The 15,618-nt window shown below is 63.7% G+C and carries 15 protein-coding genes and 1 pseudogene; 7 read left to right on the top strand and 9 right to left on the bottom strand.

Annotated elements, in window-relative coordinates; all coding sequences use genetic code 11:
* The 6 genes and pseudogenes from AC1DLO_RS18930 to AC1DLO_RS18905 all read left to right on the top strand — a co-directional run.
* A pseudogene (locus AC1DLO_RS18930) lies at positions 1-334 on the top strand (sugar ABC transporter ATP-binding protein); the annotation flags it as partial.
* A 108-nt stretch (positions 335-442) separates the two neighbouring features.
* Entirely contained in the window at positions 443-1,438 is a 996-nt protein-coding gene (locus AC1DLO_RS18925; protein WP_476891617.1) for a Gfo/Idh/MocA family oxidoreductase, read from the top strand.
* Complete coding sequence (locus AC1DLO_RS18920) at positions 1,438-2,511, top strand: Gfo/Idh/MocA family protein (RefSeq protein WP_476891618.1); 1,074 nt, start codon at positions 1,438-1,440, stop codon at positions 2,509-2,511. The genes AC1DLO_RS18925 and AC1DLO_RS18920 overlap by 1 nt, the downstream gene beginning before the upstream one ends.
* Before the next feature lie 38 nt (positions 2,512-2,549).
* On the top strand, positions 2,550-3,653 hold the full coding sequence (locus AC1DLO_RS18915; protein WP_476891619.1) for a Gfo/Idh/MocA family oxidoreductase: 1,104 nt from the start codon (positions 2,550-2,552) through the stop codon (positions 3,651-3,653).
* Positions 3,653-4,471: a TIM barrel protein gene (locus AC1DLO_RS18910; protein WP_476891620.1), complete on the top strand. Its 819-nt coding sequence runs from the start codon at positions 3,653-3,655 to the stop codon at positions 4,469-4,471. Before AC1DLO_RS18915 ends, AC1DLO_RS18910 begins: the two co-directional genes overlap by 1 nt.
* Positions 4,468-5,526 (top strand): Gfo/Idh/MocA family protein, encoded by a 1,059-nt coding sequence (locus tag AC1DLO_RS18905; RefSeq protein WP_476891621.1) that lies wholly within the window; start codon positions 4,468-4,470, stop codon positions 5,524-5,526. The genes AC1DLO_RS18910 and AC1DLO_RS18905 overlap by 4 nt, the downstream gene beginning before the upstream one ends.
* Before the next feature lie 169 nt (positions 5,527-5,695).
* Here AC1DLO_RS18905 and iolB read toward each other — a convergent pair whose 3' ends face one another.
* The 5 genes from iolB to AC1DLO_RS18880 form a co-directional block, all read right to left on the bottom strand.
* Complete coding sequence (gene iolB / locus AC1DLO_RS18900) at positions 5,696-6,589, bottom strand: 5-deoxy-glucuronate isomerase (protein ID WP_476891622.1); 894 nt, start codon at positions 6,587-6,589, stop codon at positions 5,696-5,698.
* 18 nt (positions 6,590-6,607) lie between these two features.
* A complete protein-coding gene (locus tag AC1DLO_RS18895) occupies positions 6,608-7,348 on the bottom strand; it encodes a GntR family transcriptional regulator (protein ID WP_184737736.1) in 741 nt (246 codons plus the stop codon).
* A 189-nt stretch (positions 7,349-7,537) separates the two neighbouring features.
* Positions 7,538-7,975, bottom strand: a complete 438-nt coding sequence (locus AC1DLO_RS18890) for a hypothetical protein (protein WP_184737734.1) — start codon at positions 7,973-7,975, stop codon at positions 7,538-7,540.
* A 10-nt stretch (positions 7,976-7,985) separates the two neighbouring features.
* Complete coding sequence (locus AC1DLO_RS18885) at positions 7,986-8,381, bottom strand: cupredoxin domain-containing protein (protein WP_476891623.1); 396 nt, start codon at positions 8,379-8,381, stop codon at positions 7,986-7,988.
* Between the two features lie 123 nt (positions 8,382-8,504).
* Positions 8,505-9,284 carry a gamma-glutamyl-gamma-aminobutyrate hydrolase family protein gene (locus AC1DLO_RS18880; RefSeq protein WP_476891624.1) on the bottom strand — a complete coding sequence of 260 codons (780 nt, stop codon included), beginning with the start codon at positions 9,282-9,284 and terminating at the stop codon, positions 8,505-8,507.
* Between the two features lie 62 nt (positions 9,285-9,346).
* Here AC1DLO_RS18880 and AC1DLO_RS18875 point away from each other — a divergent pair, with 62 nt between their 5' ends.
* Positions 9,347-10,480, top strand: a complete 1,134-nt coding sequence (locus AC1DLO_RS18875; protein WP_476891625.1) for an LOG family protein — start codon at positions 9,347-9,349, stop codon at positions 10,478-10,480.
* A 217-nt stretch (positions 10,481-10,697) separates the two neighbouring features.
* Here AC1DLO_RS18875 and AC1DLO_RS18870 read toward each other — a convergent pair whose 3' ends face one another.
* The 4 genes from AC1DLO_RS18870 to AC1DLO_RS18855 form a co-directional block, all read right to left on the bottom strand.
* A complete protein-coding gene (locus AC1DLO_RS18870; protein ID WP_476891626.1) occupies positions 10,698-11,501 on the bottom strand; it encodes an IclR family transcriptional regulator in 804 nt (267 codons plus the stop codon).
* A gap of 123 nt (positions 11,502-11,624) precedes the next feature.
* Complete coding sequence (locus AC1DLO_RS18865; protein ID WP_476891627.1) at positions 11,625-12,881, bottom strand: aminopeptidase P family protein; 1,257 nt, start codon at positions 12,879-12,881, stop codon at positions 11,625-11,627.
* A 31-nt stretch (positions 12,882-12,912) separates the two neighbouring features.
* Entirely contained in the window at positions 12,913-14,319 is a 1,407-nt protein-coding gene (locus AC1DLO_RS18860; protein WP_476891628.1) for an MFS transporter, read from the bottom strand.
* 282 nt (positions 14,320-14,601) lie between these two features.
* The gene (locus AC1DLO_RS18855; RefSeq protein WP_476891629.1) at positions 14,602-15,576 is read right to left on the bottom strand and encodes an ABC transporter substrate-binding protein; all 975 of its coding nucleotides are present in this window, start codon (positions 15,574-15,576) and stop codon (positions 14,602-14,604) included.
* Between the last annotated feature and the right edge of the window lie 42 nt (positions 15,577-15,618).

Raw genomic sequence — 15,618 nt, 5'->3', positions numbered from 1 at the left:
CCGCTACATCCTGCAGGCCCGCGACCGCGGGCTGGGGGTCATCTTCATCACGCACAACCCGCACCACGCCTTCCCCGTGGGTGACCGGTTCCTGCTGCTCAAGCGCGGCAAGTCGATCGGCTACTACGACAAGAAAGACATCACCCTGGACGAACTCACCGCCCAGATGGCCGGCGGCGCCGAGCTCGCGGAACTCGCCCACGAACTCGAACAGCTCGGCGGACACACGGAGGCCCTCAAGGAAGTCCAGGCCGAAGTCGCCGGGGTAGCCGACGCTGCCGACTCCGCTGACACTTCCGACGCTTCGAGGGAAAACAGCCCGAGGCACGCCTAGCGCGCAGGGAGACAGCGCGGACGGGAGACGGGGGTCCGCCGGAAGTCCGGACGGGCCCCGCTCGCCGTGCCACCGCGGGAACGTTAACGAAGCAGATGGGAAGACAGCATGCCGATCCGGGTTGGCGTTATCGGCGCCGGTGTTATGGGCGCAGACCACATCAGGAACCTCTCCACCACCATCAGCGGGGCCGAAGTCACCTTCGTGGCAGACCTCGACGCCGGACGGGCGGCAGCCGCGGCGCCGCCGTCCGCACGCATCACCACCGATCCTTCCGAGCTGATCAACTCCAGCGAGGTTGACGCCGTCGTCGTCGCTTCCCATGACTCCACCCATGCGGGACTAGTGCTGGAATGCTTCGAAGCGATGACCCCGGTACTGTGCGAAAAACCGCTGGCGCCCACGCTCCTGGAAAGCCGCGAAGTAGTGGAGGCCGAAGCCGACCTTTTGGCCGCAACGGGTGCCCGGCTGCTGTCGATGGGCTTCATGAGGCGGTTCGACCCCGGCTATGTCGCCCTTCGCGAATCCACCCGGGCACGCATCCAAGGCGAGCCTTTGCAGGTGCACTGCACTAGCCGGACAGCATCCGCGGGACCGGGCGCGAGCTCGGAATCCGCCATCACCAATTCGGCCATCCACGAGCTCGACATCATTCCTTGGCTGCTGGACTCACCCATCACTGAGGTGTCGTGGCAAGCGGGGCGGAGTTCCCGGCATAGCACCGGTGACCTGAGGGACCCCGCCTTCATGCTCTTGCGCGCTGCTGACGGCACCCTGGCCACCCTCGAACTCTTCCTCAATGCGCAGTACGGCTACACCACCCAGTGCGAGGTCGTATCAGAGTTCGGGACCACAGCGCTTCCGGAACCGGCCGCCCTCGACGTCCGGCAGGAAGGGAGGCGCAGTTCCGAAATCCCTGCAGACTGGCGTCCACGCTTCGCCGACGCTTACCGCTTGCAACTTCAGGCCTGGATTTCAGCCCTCGAAAAGGGGGAGCCTGCGCCGCTCGCCACGGGGGAGGATGGCCTCCGGGCATCGCAGCTTGCACAAGCCATGATCCGTTCGCTCCACAGCGACGGAGCCTACACGAAGGTGATCTACTGATGGTTGCATCCGGTCTGCCAGCATCTGGGCTTGCGATATCCGGCCTGCCGGGGTCCCGCGTGCCGGATTCCCGTGACGCTCCCGCGCTGCGCTGGGGCATCATGGGTCCGGGGTGGATTGCCGAAAAGTTCACGGAATCTGTGCAGGCCTACTCACGGCAGATGATCGCCGCCGTCGGCTCCCGCTCTTTGGACCGGTCGAAGGCATTCGCGGACGCTTTCGGCGTCCCCGCCGCCTATGGGAGCTACGAAGAGCTGGCCGCGGCTCCGGATATAGACATCGTGTACGTGTGCACGCCGCACAACTTCCACCACGCGGCTGCCGTGCTGGCCATCGACGCCGGCAAACACGTCCTGATCGAGAAACCGATCGGGCTCAACGCGGCGCAGGCGCAGGACATCACCACGCGGGCCGAGGCGGCTGGCGTTTTCGCCGCCGAGGCGATGTGGAGCTTCTTCCTTCCGAAGTTCGACGTGATCCGGCAAGTGCTCGACGCCGGGATGCTGGGTACCGTGACAACGGTCCTGGCGGAATACGGCGAGCGCTTCGAGCGCAACCACCGCATCTTCGATCCTGAATTGGCCGGAGGACCGCTGCTGGACCTGGGCACCTACCCGCTGGCCCTCATCACCGAAGTCCTGGGGGCGCCGGAACGCTTGAGCGCTTTCGGCCAGCACCACGAATCGGGTGTCAACGCGCAGCTCTCCGCGATCATGCAATTCCCCGGCGGAAGCCAGGCCGTGATGAATACGCACCTGCATAATTTCACTCCCACCGCGGCAACGATCGTCGGGTCCGAGGCCACGTTGACCATCGACGGCCCCTTCAACATGCCCGGCGGTTTCGAGATCCGGTTCCCGGACGGTACGCGACTTCGACATGACGAGGCTGCGGGCGGGCATTTGGAAGGCTTGCACTACGAAGCCGCAGCGGTGGCCCGCGCCATCGCTGCCGGTGAGATGGAAACCCAACAGCGGCCCCTGGCCTCCTCCATCCGGACGATGGACGTTGCCGATGAAATCCGCCGCCAAGTGGGCATTGAATTCCCGGGCGAAGGCAACGCGCCTGCCTGAGCAATTTTTGTTGTACTGACTATCGAAAGGACGGGCCCATGGCCTACATCGCACAGCATTCAGCCAAGCTCCCCACCCCCGTGCGGCTGGGGCTCATCGGCTCCGGCTGGATGGGAGCGTTCCACGGCGAAAGCATAGCCCGCCGGGTTCCCGGTGCGGTCCTGGCCGCTGTCGCCGATCCCAATGTGGACTCGGCAGCGTCGGTGGCAGCCCGGCTCGGAACGACGAAGGTCACGGCTGACGCCGCGGACATCATGGCCGATCCGGACATCGACGCAGTGATCATCGCCAGCCCGGCACGGTTCCATGCATCCTTGATTGCCCAGGCCGCTGCCGCCGGCAAGCACGTGTTTTGCGAGAAGCCTGCGGCCCAGAGCCTCGAAGAGCTAGACGCCGCGCTCCTTGCCATCGAAGCGGCAGGGGTACATTTCCAGATTGGCTTCAACCGCCGCTACGCCACCGACTTCCAAGCGGCCAAGAAGGATCTGGCCGAAGGAATTGTGGGAGTACCCCAACTCTTGCGCTCGTTGACGAGGGATCCGGGCACCGGGAGCATCGGACATGCGGCCAAGGTTCCGGCCTGGACGATCTTCCTGGAAACCCTCATCCACGACTTCGACACCCTGAACTGGTTCAACGAAGGCGCCGAGCCAGTGGAGGTCTACGCTGTCGCTGATGCCCTGGTGGAACCGAGCCTGCGTGACCAGGGATTCCTGGATACCGCCGTGGTCACCATCCGCTACAGCAATGGAGCCTTGGCGGTGGCCGAAGCAAACTTCAGCGCACTCTACGGCTACGACGTGAGGGGCGAAGTGTTCGGCTCCAAGGGCATGGTGCAGGCCGGGCGGCCTACTGAAACTGCTGCCGTGCGATACACAGCGGAAGGCCTTTCCGCCGAGACTCCGCGGCTCAATGTAGAGCTGTTCCGCGATGCCTACACCGAGGAACTCGTGGACTTCGCGGCGGCAGTCCGCGCGCGCCGCGATGGCACGCAGCCGCCGTCGGGCGCTTTCACCCTTACGCCGGGAGCCGCTGACGCCCGGCGCGCCCTCGCCATGGCGTTGGCCTGCATCGAGTCGGTCCAGCAAGGCGCCCCGGTGGCCGTACCCGCCGTGTCGAGCGACAGCAAGGCCGGTGTCTGATGCGGCTGGCTGTTTGCGCGGAAATGGTTTTTACGGAGCTGCCGTTCACCGAAAGGGTGCGGCGGATCCACGAAGCCGGATTCGACGTCGAACTCTGGGACTCGAGGAACAAGGACATCGCGGCTCTCAAGGCGAGTGGCGCGGTCTTTTCCTCCATGACCGGATACACCTCCGGGAGCCTGGTGGACCCGGACACGGCCGATGAGGTGGTGAGGACGGCCGAAACGCTCATTACGACCGCGTTGGAACTCGGCGTCAGCCGCATGGTGGTGCACTCAGCGGAGCTGATCGACGGGCAAGCGGCCCGCCCTGTCTACCGCTCCAACGGGAGCATGTGGATCACGGGGGCCCGGACCTTGGAGCGCCTTGGCGAGCTCGGGGAAAAGCACGGACTGACGTTCTGCCTCGAAAACCTCAACACCGTGCTGGACCACCCCGGAATTCCGCTGGCCCGTGCCAAGGACACTTTGGCGCTGGTGGAAGCGGCAGGACATCCCAACGTGAAGATGATGCTGGACCTGTACCACGCACAGTTAGGGGAGGGGAACCTCATCGAACTGGTCCGTTCCGCGTTGCCACACATCGGCGAGATCCAGGTGGCGGACGTCCCCGGTCGCTGCGAGCCCGGCACCGGCGAAATCAACTACTCGGCAGTGGCCCGGGCGCTCGTGGCTGTGGGCTATGAAGGGACCGTCGGCATGGAGGCATGGGCCAGCGGAGACGACATGGAGGCGCTTGAGGCGTTCCGTAGGGCGTTCACGGTTGAGGGCGTTACATCCCAGAACGCAACTGCTTTTTCAACGGAGGTAGCACTGTGAAGGACGTCGTTCTCGGACTGGTTGGCGTGGGGCGAATCGGGGTCATGCATGCCAGCAACATCGCGGCACTCAACGGGGAACTGAATGCGCAGGGCATCAACGTGGAGTTACGGCTCACGGACGTCGCCGAAGAGCACGCCCGCGCGGTGGCGGCCGGGCTCGGCGCCGAATTCCTGCCGTCGGTGGAGGCTTTGATTGCTTCCGGAGTGGATGGACTGGTTATCGCGACCGGAACGGGCACGCACCCGGAACTGATCCGGGCGGGAGTGGACGCCGGCATCCCGGTCTTCTGCGAGAAGCCCGTGGCCATGAATGTGGCCGATTCGCTGCCCGTCCTGGAGCACATCCGTGCCAACGACGGCGTGGTGCAGATCGGCCACCAGCGTCGCTTCGACGCCGGCTACCTCGAGGCCAAGCGCGCCTACCAGGCCGGGGAGCTCGGCTGGATCCACTCGCTGCGGGCCGTGACGTGCGACATGACTCCGCCGCCGATGGAATTTCTGGCAACGTCCGGCGGGCTGTTCCGCGATTGCTCAGTGCATGATTTCGACATCCTGCGCTGGCTGACCGGCCGCGAAATCGTGGAGGTCTACGCCAAGGGCTCCAACAACGGAGACCCCGCCATTGGCGAGGTTGGCGATGTGGACACGGCCTTGGCTTTGATCACGTTCAACGACGGGACGGTTGGCACGGTGTCCGCCACCCGATACAACGGTGCTGGGCACGACGTCCGCCTCGAAGTTCAGGGCTCCAAGCGTTCCCTCATGGTTGGCCTCGACGAAAAAACAGCCATGGAATCGGCCGAAGCCGGGATCGCCTTCCCGTCCGGAGAACCCCACAAGACCTTCGCCGAACGCTTCGACCAGGCCTACCGCTCGGAAATGGCAGCATTCGTTGAGCTGGTCCTGGGTCTACGGAAGAATCCGTGCACACCGGAGGACGCTGTCGCGGCTTCCCGCGTGGCCGATGCCGCGCAGGAGTCCCTGGCACGCGGGGTTCCGGTCAAGGTGGCCCTGGGCAAGGTAGCACCGGCAGGAACGCTCCTCCACAAATGAGCTAAATTCCCCCGACCCTCCTGCAGAAACACACGCCTTTCGCCGAACGCTTCTGCAGATACGAGCCCCTTTCGAGAAACCATCCATCACAAAAAACGCTCTTCCGAAACTTTCGTTCCGGAAGAGCGTTTTTGCGTTGAGTTCCAATGGCGCGTGCCGCCGAGTTGCCTTAGGCGCTGAACGGCAAGCGGGGGTCGATGTCCTGTCCATCCCAGCTCTGCCGCACCCACCCGTGGTGGGGGTCGTCGCTGATGAGCCATTCGCGCACCGGGCCCGGGCCGGCCATGACGTTCAGGTAGTACAGGTCGTAGCCGGGAGCAGCCATGGCGGGACCGTGCCAACCATAGGGAACCAGCACGACGTCGCCCGTGCGAACCTCCGCCGCAACGTCGATCGGGCGCTCATCGGAGGCGTAGACGCGCTGGTAGCCGATCGCGTCTGCGTCAGCAGGGGCGCCGGAGCCGTCAGCCACGCGGGTCTCGAAGTAGTAGATCTCCTCGAGCTGCGTTTCGCCGTCCTTTTCCTCATCATGCTTGTGAGGGGGATACGAGGACCAGTTGCCCGCGGGGGTGAGCACTTCGCAGACGATGAAACGGTCCGCCTCGAGGGCGGCAGGGGTGCCGAAGTTGTGGACCTGGCGCGAGCAATTTCCTGCGCCACGCAGCTCAACAGGGGTTTCCGCGGCGGTGACCAGCCGGGTGGGATACGAAGCGTGGGCGGGGGCGGTTGCGACGGCGACGCGGCCGCCGTCGGGCGAACTGATAGTGACAGCAGTGTTCGTGCCGGAATACAGAACGTCGCTGGGTCCGTGGAAAACCGACGCCCGCCCCGCGAGGGGATACTCGACGTCGTCGACCGTCACCGTGAAGGCGCCGTTGAGCGGCACAACGATCCGCTCCTCCGCAGCGGCGGGGAGCTCGACGGCGGTGCCCGCGGCGAGTGTGGCGACCTTGATCCCGGTGTGGGCCCAACCATCCACGGCCAAGGCGGAATCGGAGGTTCCGAGCGAAATGTCCCAATCGCCGTCGTTGGCGGTTCCCAATGGATAGACCCAATTGGCCATGGAGTTAAAGTCCTTGCGTTAGCGCTGTACGAGTGTCATTTCAAAGCTGTAGGAATCCGCCCGGTACACGTGGTGGCCGGTCTCGACCATGCGTCCGGTGTCGTCGACGGCGGTGCGCTCCATGGTGACCAAAGCCGAACCGACCTCCGCCTCCAAGAGCGGGGCCTGGTAGTCGTTGGCGATCATGGCACCGATCCGCTGCGAGGCGAGGCGGAAGTTGACGCCGCCGCGGCGCAGGATAGCGTAGAGGCCTTCCGCTGCGAGCATGGACTCGTCCATGGTGGCGATGTCGTCCCGGACCCAGTTCTCCATGAGCGCGAGCGGCTTGCCTCCCACTTTGCGGAGGCGGGTGAAGTGGTAAACCTTGGAGCCGGCCGGCAGTTGGAGGGCGGTCAGCGTGGCCGCGTCTGCCTCCATGTGCGAGAAGCTGAGGACCTCCGTGGTGGGCTTCTTGCCGTTGTTGGTCAGATCGTCGTAGAGGCTGGAGAGCTCCAAGGGCCGGCGGACCTGGCTCGACACCACCTGCGTGCCGACGCCACGCTTGCGGACCAACAGGCCCGAGCGGACGAGTTCATCCATGGCCTTGCGCATGGTGGGCCGGGAGAGGTTGAGCTGGGCGGCGAGGTCTATCTCGTTGTCCAAACGGCTGCCGGGCTCCAACACTCCGCTGTGGATGGCGGCCTCGATGCCCTGGACCACCTGGTGGTACAAGGGCACGGGGGAAGAACGGTCGATAGTGAGGCCAAGTTGATTCGCCATTGCATGCTCCCTCGTGTTCCGGGACTATCCCGAACGTGGCAGCATGTCCGCTCATGTTCGCTTGATAGGACATACTGCTTTATCGATGATAGCAGGAGCATTGGGCTGGTCAAGGGTGCCGGAGCTGGGTGTTTTGCGCCGCTTACGGGCGCACTTTGGGGACATGTCCAGTCATCAGAACCTTGTGTCTCAGCGCCGGCGACGCCGGGCGCTACCGCGTTGCCTGAGGAAGCCGACACCTGCCAGGGCCGCGCCGAGTCCTTCGGCGACGGCGCTGAGGGCCTTCTCGAAAAACCATACGGGCTCGTACATGGACGGGATCGGACCTAGGGCCGGTATGTCGACATACCGGTACAGGAGGACGGCTATGAAGGCGCTCCCGGCGACGAGCAGGGCGGCCGCGTAGGCCGGTCGGCTGCCGCGCACCAGGACGTACAGGCCAACGAGAACCGCGGCGACCGCTTCAAGGCGAAACAAGTTGCCTTGCCCGATTCCGGCCGGGGCAGCCAACTGGTAGCCGGGGGCAAGCTGCCAATGCACCACCGCGTCGATGACCAAGGCTGTCACGACAAGCAGCCGCAGCACGATGTCCCTGGGCCTGCGGCGTGTCGCTAGGCTGGCGCTCATTTGACTGCGCTCATTTCACGACCAGCGTTCCATGCATGTTCGAGTGATAGGCGCAATGGTAGGGATAGCTGCCTGGGGTGGTTGGTGCGGTGAATGTGGCTGTTCCGCCCCCTCCATCGGCCGCGGCGTCGAAGGCCTTGCCATCGTCTGAAGTGACTGTGTGGGCCTGGGCGTCTTGGTTCTTTACGGTGATCTTGGCACCCGGACTGACCGAGACGGGTCCTTGATAGCCAAAATCCTTGATGGTGATGGTGGCGGTGCCGGACTGCGGAGCGCTGGACGACGCGCCGGAAGGTGGGCTCGATGATGCGCCATAGCCGTCGGTTCCGGGACTTCCGCACCCGCTTACAGCGATGAGGGCGGCCGCCGCAACGATGACCATCATGGCCTTGGGGTTCTGTCTCATGATTGGTTCCTGACTTCTCAATCCGGCGGGCGGAAATTGCTTGCCACATTGATGAGACGAATTCCGGCGAGGTCAGGTTCACCGGAAAAGGAATTTGCCTCCGGCCGGTAGCGCCTCACCCGATCACCCCACGGGACGCAGCGTCCTGCAGACCTCCACGAAAGCCTTGAACGGGGCGAGCCGTTCCTCCTCAGGCAGCTGCGAGGCCTCGGGATGCCATTGCACGGATGCCACCCAGCGCTGCGGATCCTCAAGGGCCTCCACCGTCCCGTCCTCAGCGACCGCCGTCACCACCAAGCCATCGCCTACCCGGGCAACAGCCTGGTGATGCCCTGAAGCGATCCGCACCGAGTTCCGTGAACCATAGAGTCCGGCCACTTTGGAATCCGGTGAAAGTTCGACGTCGTGCCACGCCCAGGCGCTCAACTCGCCCTCCGCCGGAGTCAGGCCGTTGTGCTCCACCGACGACGGGTGCATGTCCTGGATGAGCGAACCGCCATAGACCACGTTCAGGAGCTGGTGGCCGCGGCAGATGCCGAAGGTTGGCAAACCGGCGTCGAGCGATTCGCGGGCGACCGCCAAGTCCAGGCGATCCTGGTCCGGGTTGACGTCGTAGCAGGCTTCAATCGCTTCCTCGCCGTAAAGGCGCGGATCCAGATCCCCGCCGCCCGGCAACAGGACCCCGTTGAGGGAACGGAGCTCGGCCGACAAGCGCCCGGCTTCATCGGTGAAGGAGGCGTCCAGGAGTACCGGCTCCGCACCGGCGTCGCGCACGAGTTCGACGATGAAATCGAAGAGTTCATTCGCCTCTCCCACGCGGGCATCGGCCGCTTCGGAGCTGCTGAGGCGGACCGGAATGCCGATCCGGGGCCGGACGCTGTTGTGCTGTTCGGAAGTCTGCATGCTCCATGATGCACCGGCCGGATGACTCCTGCGCAACATAACCGCGGGCTTACGCTGATGCCATGAATCCGTCCCGCGCCCTGACTCCCAGCCCCCGAACGCTCGACATTGAGAGCGTGGCCCATTTCGACCGGCTGCTCAGTTCCGGCGCGGCAACAATGCACGGATGGCACGCCCAGTCGCTGGACCTAAGGGGTCGGGGCGCGGACCTGCAGAGGCTGGATCCCCAAGGCGCTATTTTCTTGGGTTGCACCTTCGACGACGGCGTGGAGGACTCGCTGCGCAGCCGGGGTGCGCTCATCTTTCCGAAGCTGCGCGGCGTGCCGTTCAACCCTTACCGGGGCAGGCTCTACAGTGCCGCCGAACTCTACGAGGACATTGATTCCACGGAGTACGAGGCCACCCTGGATGCCCAGGTCTATCAATGGAGCATCATGCCGGGGCAACGGACCAGCCTGGATGCCACCCTGGCTGCCGCTCTGCATGATCACGCCATCGGGGACGCCCTGGACGAACTCCTGGGCAACGGGGATTTCGCCGGGAACAAGATCGTGGGAGTCATGGGCGGGCATGCCGCGCAACGCGGAACACAAGACTTCGACGACGCCGCGCGCCTGGGGCGGCTCTTGGCCCTGTCCGGCTTCACGGTTGCTACAGGTGGAGGGCCGGGTGCCATGGAAGCCGCCAACTTCGGTGCCTACTTGAGCGGCTTGCCCGACGGCGACTTCGCGGCCGCGCTCGAAGCGCTCGCGGCGGTGCCGGGTTTCCGTCCCTCGGTGACCGCTTGGGCGCGGGCGGCGGCCGCCGTCGTCGGGCACAATCCGCGCGGGACGACGTCGTTGGGCATCCCCACCTGGTTCTACGGACACGAGCCGCCCAACCTCTTCGCCACCCACATCGCCAAGTATTTCGCCAATTCCATGCGCGAAGCGATCCTGCTGGAACTGTGCAACGGTGGCATCGTGTTCCTTCCGGGCTCCGCCGGCACCGTGCAGGAAATTTTCCAGGACGCGTGCGAGAACTTCTACGGCGCCCCGGAAACCGTCAAGCCCATGGTCCTCGTGGGACGCGAGCACTGGGAGCACAAATATCCGGCATGGCCGATGTTGCAGAGGCTGGCAGCAGGGAAGGTGATGGAAGGACGGATCTTCTTGGTTGACACGGTGGAGGAGGCGCTCGCCGTGGTCGCGGACTAACGTTCTCGCGGCCTTGGCTTTCGAGCCGCCTCTCCCCGGCCCGGGAGCAAGGGACATGCCCGGCCTTGGCTTGGACCAATGGACATATTGCGAATATGTCCATCCCTCGACTCCAAGGCTGGGCATGTCCCGTGGAATAGAGGTGGACATGTCCACTGCTAGGGGTTGGAGCTGGGCATGTCCGGTGGGGTAAGGGTGTACATGTCCAGTGCTTGGGCTAGTGCGGGGCTCGGCCACCCAAGCGCGTCGTGATCTTCCGGGCCGCATCCTGGCAGGCCTCGCCGAGGCTGGCCAGCGTGTCCTGGGAGACACGGAACTTGGGYGCGGGAATCAGGACCGAGGCCACGATGTCTCCGCGGTGATCATACACAGGCGAAGCCACGCCCACTTCTTCGATGGAAGTTTCGCCGAAATTGACGGCCCAGCCGCGCTTCACCGACTCCTGGAGGCGGAGAAGATAGGCCTCGAGGGCTTCCTCGTCGAGCCCGGGCAGGGTGATCGAGCCACTGCGCAGGAGTGTCCGCACCCGGTCGGCATCTTCTGCAGCTAGGAAGACCTGCACCGAGGAGCTGAGTGCCTCGTTGTAGCGTGCGCCCAGCGGAGCAAGGTGCTTGACTTGGTGGCGGCTGGCGATTTGCTCCACGCACATGGACTCGTTCCCGTTCCACACCATGAGCGCGCTTGTCTCGCCCGTCCGTTCGCTCAGCTCGCGCAGCACGGGGTAGGCCACCCGCCGCTCTTCCAACTCGGCAAGGAGCGGACCGGCCAAGGCAATCATTCCCAGGCCCAGCCGGAAGCGCCGGGAATCGGAGTCGCGCTCCACCAGGTGTTCCTGTTCAAAGGTCGCCAGAATGCGCGACACTGTGCTCTTGTGGAGGCCGATCCTGCCAGCGATCTCGGTGACTCCCAGCAGGGGTTCCTCGGCGGTGAAGCTCCGGAGCACAGCAATGGCGTTCTCGAGGACCGAAGCGCCTTTGGAATCGCCGTTAGCAGCGGTTTCGTTGGTGTTCACTGAGGTCATGATGGTCACTATATGGCCCTTTTAAGGGGGACATGCCCAACCTTGGTCTTGGGCAATGAGCATATGCAGCATATGTCCATCGCTCAGATTCAAGGCTGGGCATGTCCAGTGGACGGCGTGGTGCTAGGCGCCGATGATGTTGTATTCCGGGCCGAACGGGAACTTGGTGATGTTCTCGGCGCCGTCTTCACCGACCACCAGGATGTCGTGTTCCCGGTATCCGCCGGCACCGGACTGGCCATCGAGGACCGTGATCATCGGTTCCATGGAGACCACCATGCCCGGCTCCAGCACCGTGTCGATGTCCTCGCGCAACTCCAGTCCGGCTTCGCGGCCGTAGTAGTGGCTGAGCACGCCGAACGAGTGTCCGTAGCCGAAGGTGCGGTTGGCAAGCAGTCCATGCGAAACATAGATCTCGTTGAGCTCAGCCGCGATGTCCTTGCAGACTGCCCCGGGTTTGATGAGTTCCAGTCCACGCTTGTGGACCTCCACGTTGATGTTCCACAGTTCCAGGGAACGGGCATCCGGTTCGCCGTAGAACAAGGTGCGCTCCAGGGCCGTGTAGTAGCCCGAGGTCATGGGGAAGCAGTTCAGCGAAAGGATGTCGTGTTCCTGGATCTTGCGGGTGGTCGCCCAGTTGTGGGCGCCGTCCGTGTTGATGCCGGACTGGAACCACACCCAGGTATCGCGGATCTCGGAGTCCGGGAACGTCCGGGCGATCTCGTGCACCATGGCTTCGGTGCCGATCAATGCGACCTCGTACTCTGTGATCCCCGCCGTGATCGCGTTGCGGATGGCCTCGCCGCCAAGGTCGCCGATCCGGGCACCGTGCTTGATGACCTCGATTTCCTCGGAAGACTTGATCATGCGCTGGCGCATCGCGGCCTGGGCGACGTCAACAAGCATCGCACCGGAGAAGGCAGCCTGGATCTTGTTGCGGTTGTCCAGTGGAAGGGAGTCGTCCTCAACACCCAGGCGGCGGACGTTGATCCCGCGGGTGCGCAGCACTTCCTGGATGCCGAAGATGTAGTTGTCCCGGCGCCAGTCCGTGTAGACCAGGTTGTCTCCGTAGCTGCGGCGCCACGGCATTCCGGCGTCGATATTGGCGGTGACGGTGACTGTGTCCTCGGCCGTGACCACCATGGCGTAGGAACGGCCGAAGTAGGTGAAGAGGAAGTCGGAGTAGTACTTGATGGAGTGGTAGCTGGTTAGGACAACGGCGTCCAGTTCCTTTTCGGCCATGATCCGGCGAAGACCGGCAAGGCGTCGCTCAAACTCTGCGTCGGAGAAGGTCAGGGAGACCTTCTCTCCATTGTTGAGGACCTTGAGGCGCTCAAGCTTGGTGATGTCGCTTACGGCTTCATTCTCGGTGATGGTCATGGGTGGTGTTCCTTTCAATGGGTGGGTTGGTTCAGTCCTGCTGCAGCGGCTTCTTGGAAGTCTCCACAGCGAAGAGGACCGCGATGAGTGAAATGACGGAGGCCGCCACGAGGTACCAGCCGGGGGCCAGTTGGTTGTGGGTCAGGCCGATGAGGAGGGTCGCCATGAACGGGGCAGTGCCGCCGAACAAGGCGTTGGAAAGATTGAAGCTGACGGCGAAGCCGCTGTAGCGGACCCTCGTGGGGAAGAGCTCGGCCAGGAAGCTGGGCAAGGTGCCGTCGTTGAGGGTGAGCATGCCGCCCAGCAGAATCTGCACCAGGACGATGACCAGGAAGTTGCCGGTATCGAGGAGCATGAACGCCGGAACGGTCAGCACCACGAACAGTACGGAAGCAGTGATGAGCATGCGCTTGCGGCCGAACCTGTCCGATGCGATCCCCGTCAGGAAGATGAATCCGATGTAGCTGGCCAGTGCGATGGTGGTGGCCAGGAACGATTCGGCCGCACCAAAGTGCAGTTCTTCCGAGAGGTACGTGGGCATGTAGCTGAGGATCACGTAGAAGCCGACAGCGTTGAGCAGCACCGCGCCCGTCGCGATGATCAACTGCTTGCGGTACGTCTTGAACATGGCGAAGGCGGGAGCCTTGACCGCGGTATCTTTCGCGGCCATTTCACGGAATGCCGGGGTGTCCTCGAGCTTGGTGCGGATGTAGCGGCCAATCAAGCCCATCGGGGCGGCCAGGAGGAAGGGCAGGCGCCAGCCCCATTCGCCGAGCTGCTCCGCGCTCAGGACCGAGCTGAGCAGTGCCGCCAGCAGGGAACCCAGCAGCAAACCTGCCGCCGTGCTTGCGGGTACGACGGCGGCATAGAGTCCGCGCCGATTGGCCGGCGCGTATTCCACCAGAAACGCTGAGGCACCCGCGTATTCGCCCGCTGCCGAGAAGCCCTGGACAACACGGACGAGGAGCAGGAGGATCGGCGCCATGACGCCGATGGTGTTGTATCCGGGGATCAGGGCAATGCAGAACGTGGCCACGGACATGAGCACGATGGACAGGGACAGTGCTTGCTTGCGGCCGAGCCGGTCGCCGATGTGGCCCCAGATGAATCCGCCCAGCGGACGGACAAAGAAGGAGACGGCAAAGACGCCGAACGTCGCGAGCAGGGCGGTCTGCCGGTCCGATGCGGGGAAGAAGACGGTAGAGATGATCCCGGCAAGGTAGCCGTAGACGGCGTAGTCGAACCATTCGACGAAGTTGCCGATGAAGCTTGCAGTGATGACGCGGCGACGGGTGTCCTTGCTGACCGCGTGGTTGTTGGCTGGCTTTGATGGGACGCCCGGGGTGGCTCCTGCTTCGGGAAGAGGGACGAATCCGCCTTTGGATCCAGTGCTCGTGCTTTCCGATATTGCTGCCACGGAGGATGTTTCGTTTTTCATGAATCCACCAAGAAATTTGGGGTTGCATTCAATGCAACGGTGTTGCACCAGAATAGATGTGTTGCACGTCACCGTCAAGGGTGTTTGGTTGCCGCCCAACTAGCTCGCACTTGTTGTCGTTTTGGGGGCGCCAAGCGACAATAAGTGCGAGCTAGTTGGGATGGGGAATGCGCTCACTGCAACGCCGTTGCGTAAAATGAGTGATGGGGTGTCCTGTAGGGCAAAAAGAAGCTCCCCGGATCCATGGATCCGGGGAGCTTCAAAGCGAGATGGATTGAAGTGCTACTTGAGCCAGGCGGCCACCACATCCGGGTGGGCATCCACCCATTTCTTGGCCGCGGCATCGGGCTTCATGCCGCCCTGGATGTCCGTTGCGACGGAGTTCTGGTCCGCGTTGGTCCACGAGAAGGCCTTGGCGAGTTTGGCAGCGGGGGAGCCGCTGTCCGCGAACTTCTTGGACATCACTTTGTTGAGTTTGTAGTCGGGGTAGTCGCAGGCCACCTTCTCGGCGTTGGCATCGCAACCCGGCGTGTAGGCCGGCAGGCTGACCTTCTTGAGGGAGACCTCGGAAAGGAACCATTGCGGTTCGTAGAAGTAACCCAGCAGCGGCGTCTTGTTCTTCTCAGCCGAACGGAATGACTGGATGAGGGCAGCTTCCGAGCCGGAGAACACTACCTTGTAGTCGAGGCCAAGGTTCTTGACGAGGGCCTCGTCGTTGGTCACGAAGGCGGGGTCGCCGTCCAGGACCTGGCCCTTGCCTCCTGATTCGGACGTGGCAAAGAGGGAAGCGTATTTGTTCAGGTTCTTGCTGTCCGTGATGTCCGGGTACTTCTGGACCATCCATGGTGGTACGTACCAACCGATGTGCCCTTCATTGCCGGTGGGTCCGGCGTCCACCGCTACCTTCTGATCGGTGATGTATTGCTTCGCGAGGTCCTCGTGTCCCCAGTTTTCAAGGACGACGTCGACTTCGCCGGAAGCGAAGCCCTGCCAGGAAATCTGTTCGGACAGGTCCTTCTGCACCACGGTGCAGCCGAGCTTGTTTTGGGCTATGTAGCTATACACGGCCGCATTCGCCGTGTAGCCCACCCAGGCGTTGAGCGCCACGTTGACGCTCCCGCAAGGGGTACTCGTGGCGCCGGCGGCAGCCACTTGGTTCACGGAGGCGCCACCGCAGCCGGCAAGCAGCAGGGCAGCCGCCGCGGCTCCGGCCAGCGTGGGCATTGTTCGTTTCAACAGCAGTCCAGCTTTACTCATGGTTGGGTCTCCTTGTTGGGGCAGTGGGTGAGCGTGAGGGGC

It is taken from the genome of Arthrobacter sp. 01T419, from assembly GCF_056398865.1.
The sequence above is the reverse complement of the archived record's forward strand: the minus strand, read 5'-3'. Positions and strand labels throughout refer to the sequence as shown.

Bases quoted from the DNA above. Each gene is read 5' to 3' on its own strand.
- AC1DLO_RS18920 (WP_476891618.1), top strand. From the start codon at position 1,438: ATGGTTGCATCCGGTCTGCCAGCATCTGGGCTTGCGATATCCGGCCTG.
- AC1DLO_RS18880 (WP_476891624.1), bottom strand. From the start codon at position 9,284: ATGCAGACTTCCGAACAGCACAACAGCGTCCGGCCCCGGATCGGCATT.
- AC1DLO_RS18855 (WP_476891629.1), bottom strand. From the start codon at position 15,576: ATGAGTAAAGCTGGACTGCTGTTGAAACGAACAATGCCCACGCTGGCC.
- AC1DLO_RS18890 (WP_184737734.1), bottom strand. From the start codon at position 7,975: ATGAGCGCCAGCCTAGCGACACGCCGCAGGCCCAGGGACATCGTGCTG.
- AC1DLO_RS18885 (WP_476891623.1), bottom strand. From the start codon at position 8,381: ATGAGACAGAACCCCAAGGCCATGATGGTCATCGTTGCGGCGGCCGCC.
- AC1DLO_RS18910 (WP_476891620.1), top strand. From the start codon at position 3,653: ATGCGGCTGGCTGTTTGCGCGGAAATGGTTTTTACGGAGCTGCCGTTC.
- AC1DLO_RS18915 (WP_476891619.1), top strand. From the start codon at position 2,550: ATGGCCTACATCGCACAGCATTCAGCCAAGCTCCCCACCCCCGTGCGG.
- iolB (WP_476891622.1), bottom strand. From the start codon at position 6,589: ATGGCCAATTGGGTCTATCCATTGGGAACCGCCAACGACGGCGATTGG.
- AC1DLO_RS18925 (WP_476891617.1), top strand. From the start codon at position 443: ATGCCGATCCGGGTTGGCGTTATCGGCGCCGGTGTTATGGGCGCAGAC.
- AC1DLO_RS18865 (WP_476891627.1), bottom strand. From the start codon at position 12,881: ATGACCATCACCGAGAATGAAGCCGTAAGCGACATCACCAAGCTTGAG.
- AC1DLO_RS18860 (WP_476891628.1), bottom strand. From the start codon at position 14,319: ATGAAAAACGAAACATCCTCCGTGGCAGCAATATCGGAAAGCACGAGC.
- AC1DLO_RS18895 (WP_184737736.1), bottom strand. From the start codon at position 7,348: ATGGCGAATCAACTTGGCCTCACTATCGACCGTTCTTCCCCCGTGCCC.
- AC1DLO_RS18875 (WP_476891625.1), top strand. From the start codon at position 9,347: ATGAATCCGTCCCGCGCCCTGACTCCCAGCCCCCGAACGCTCGACATT.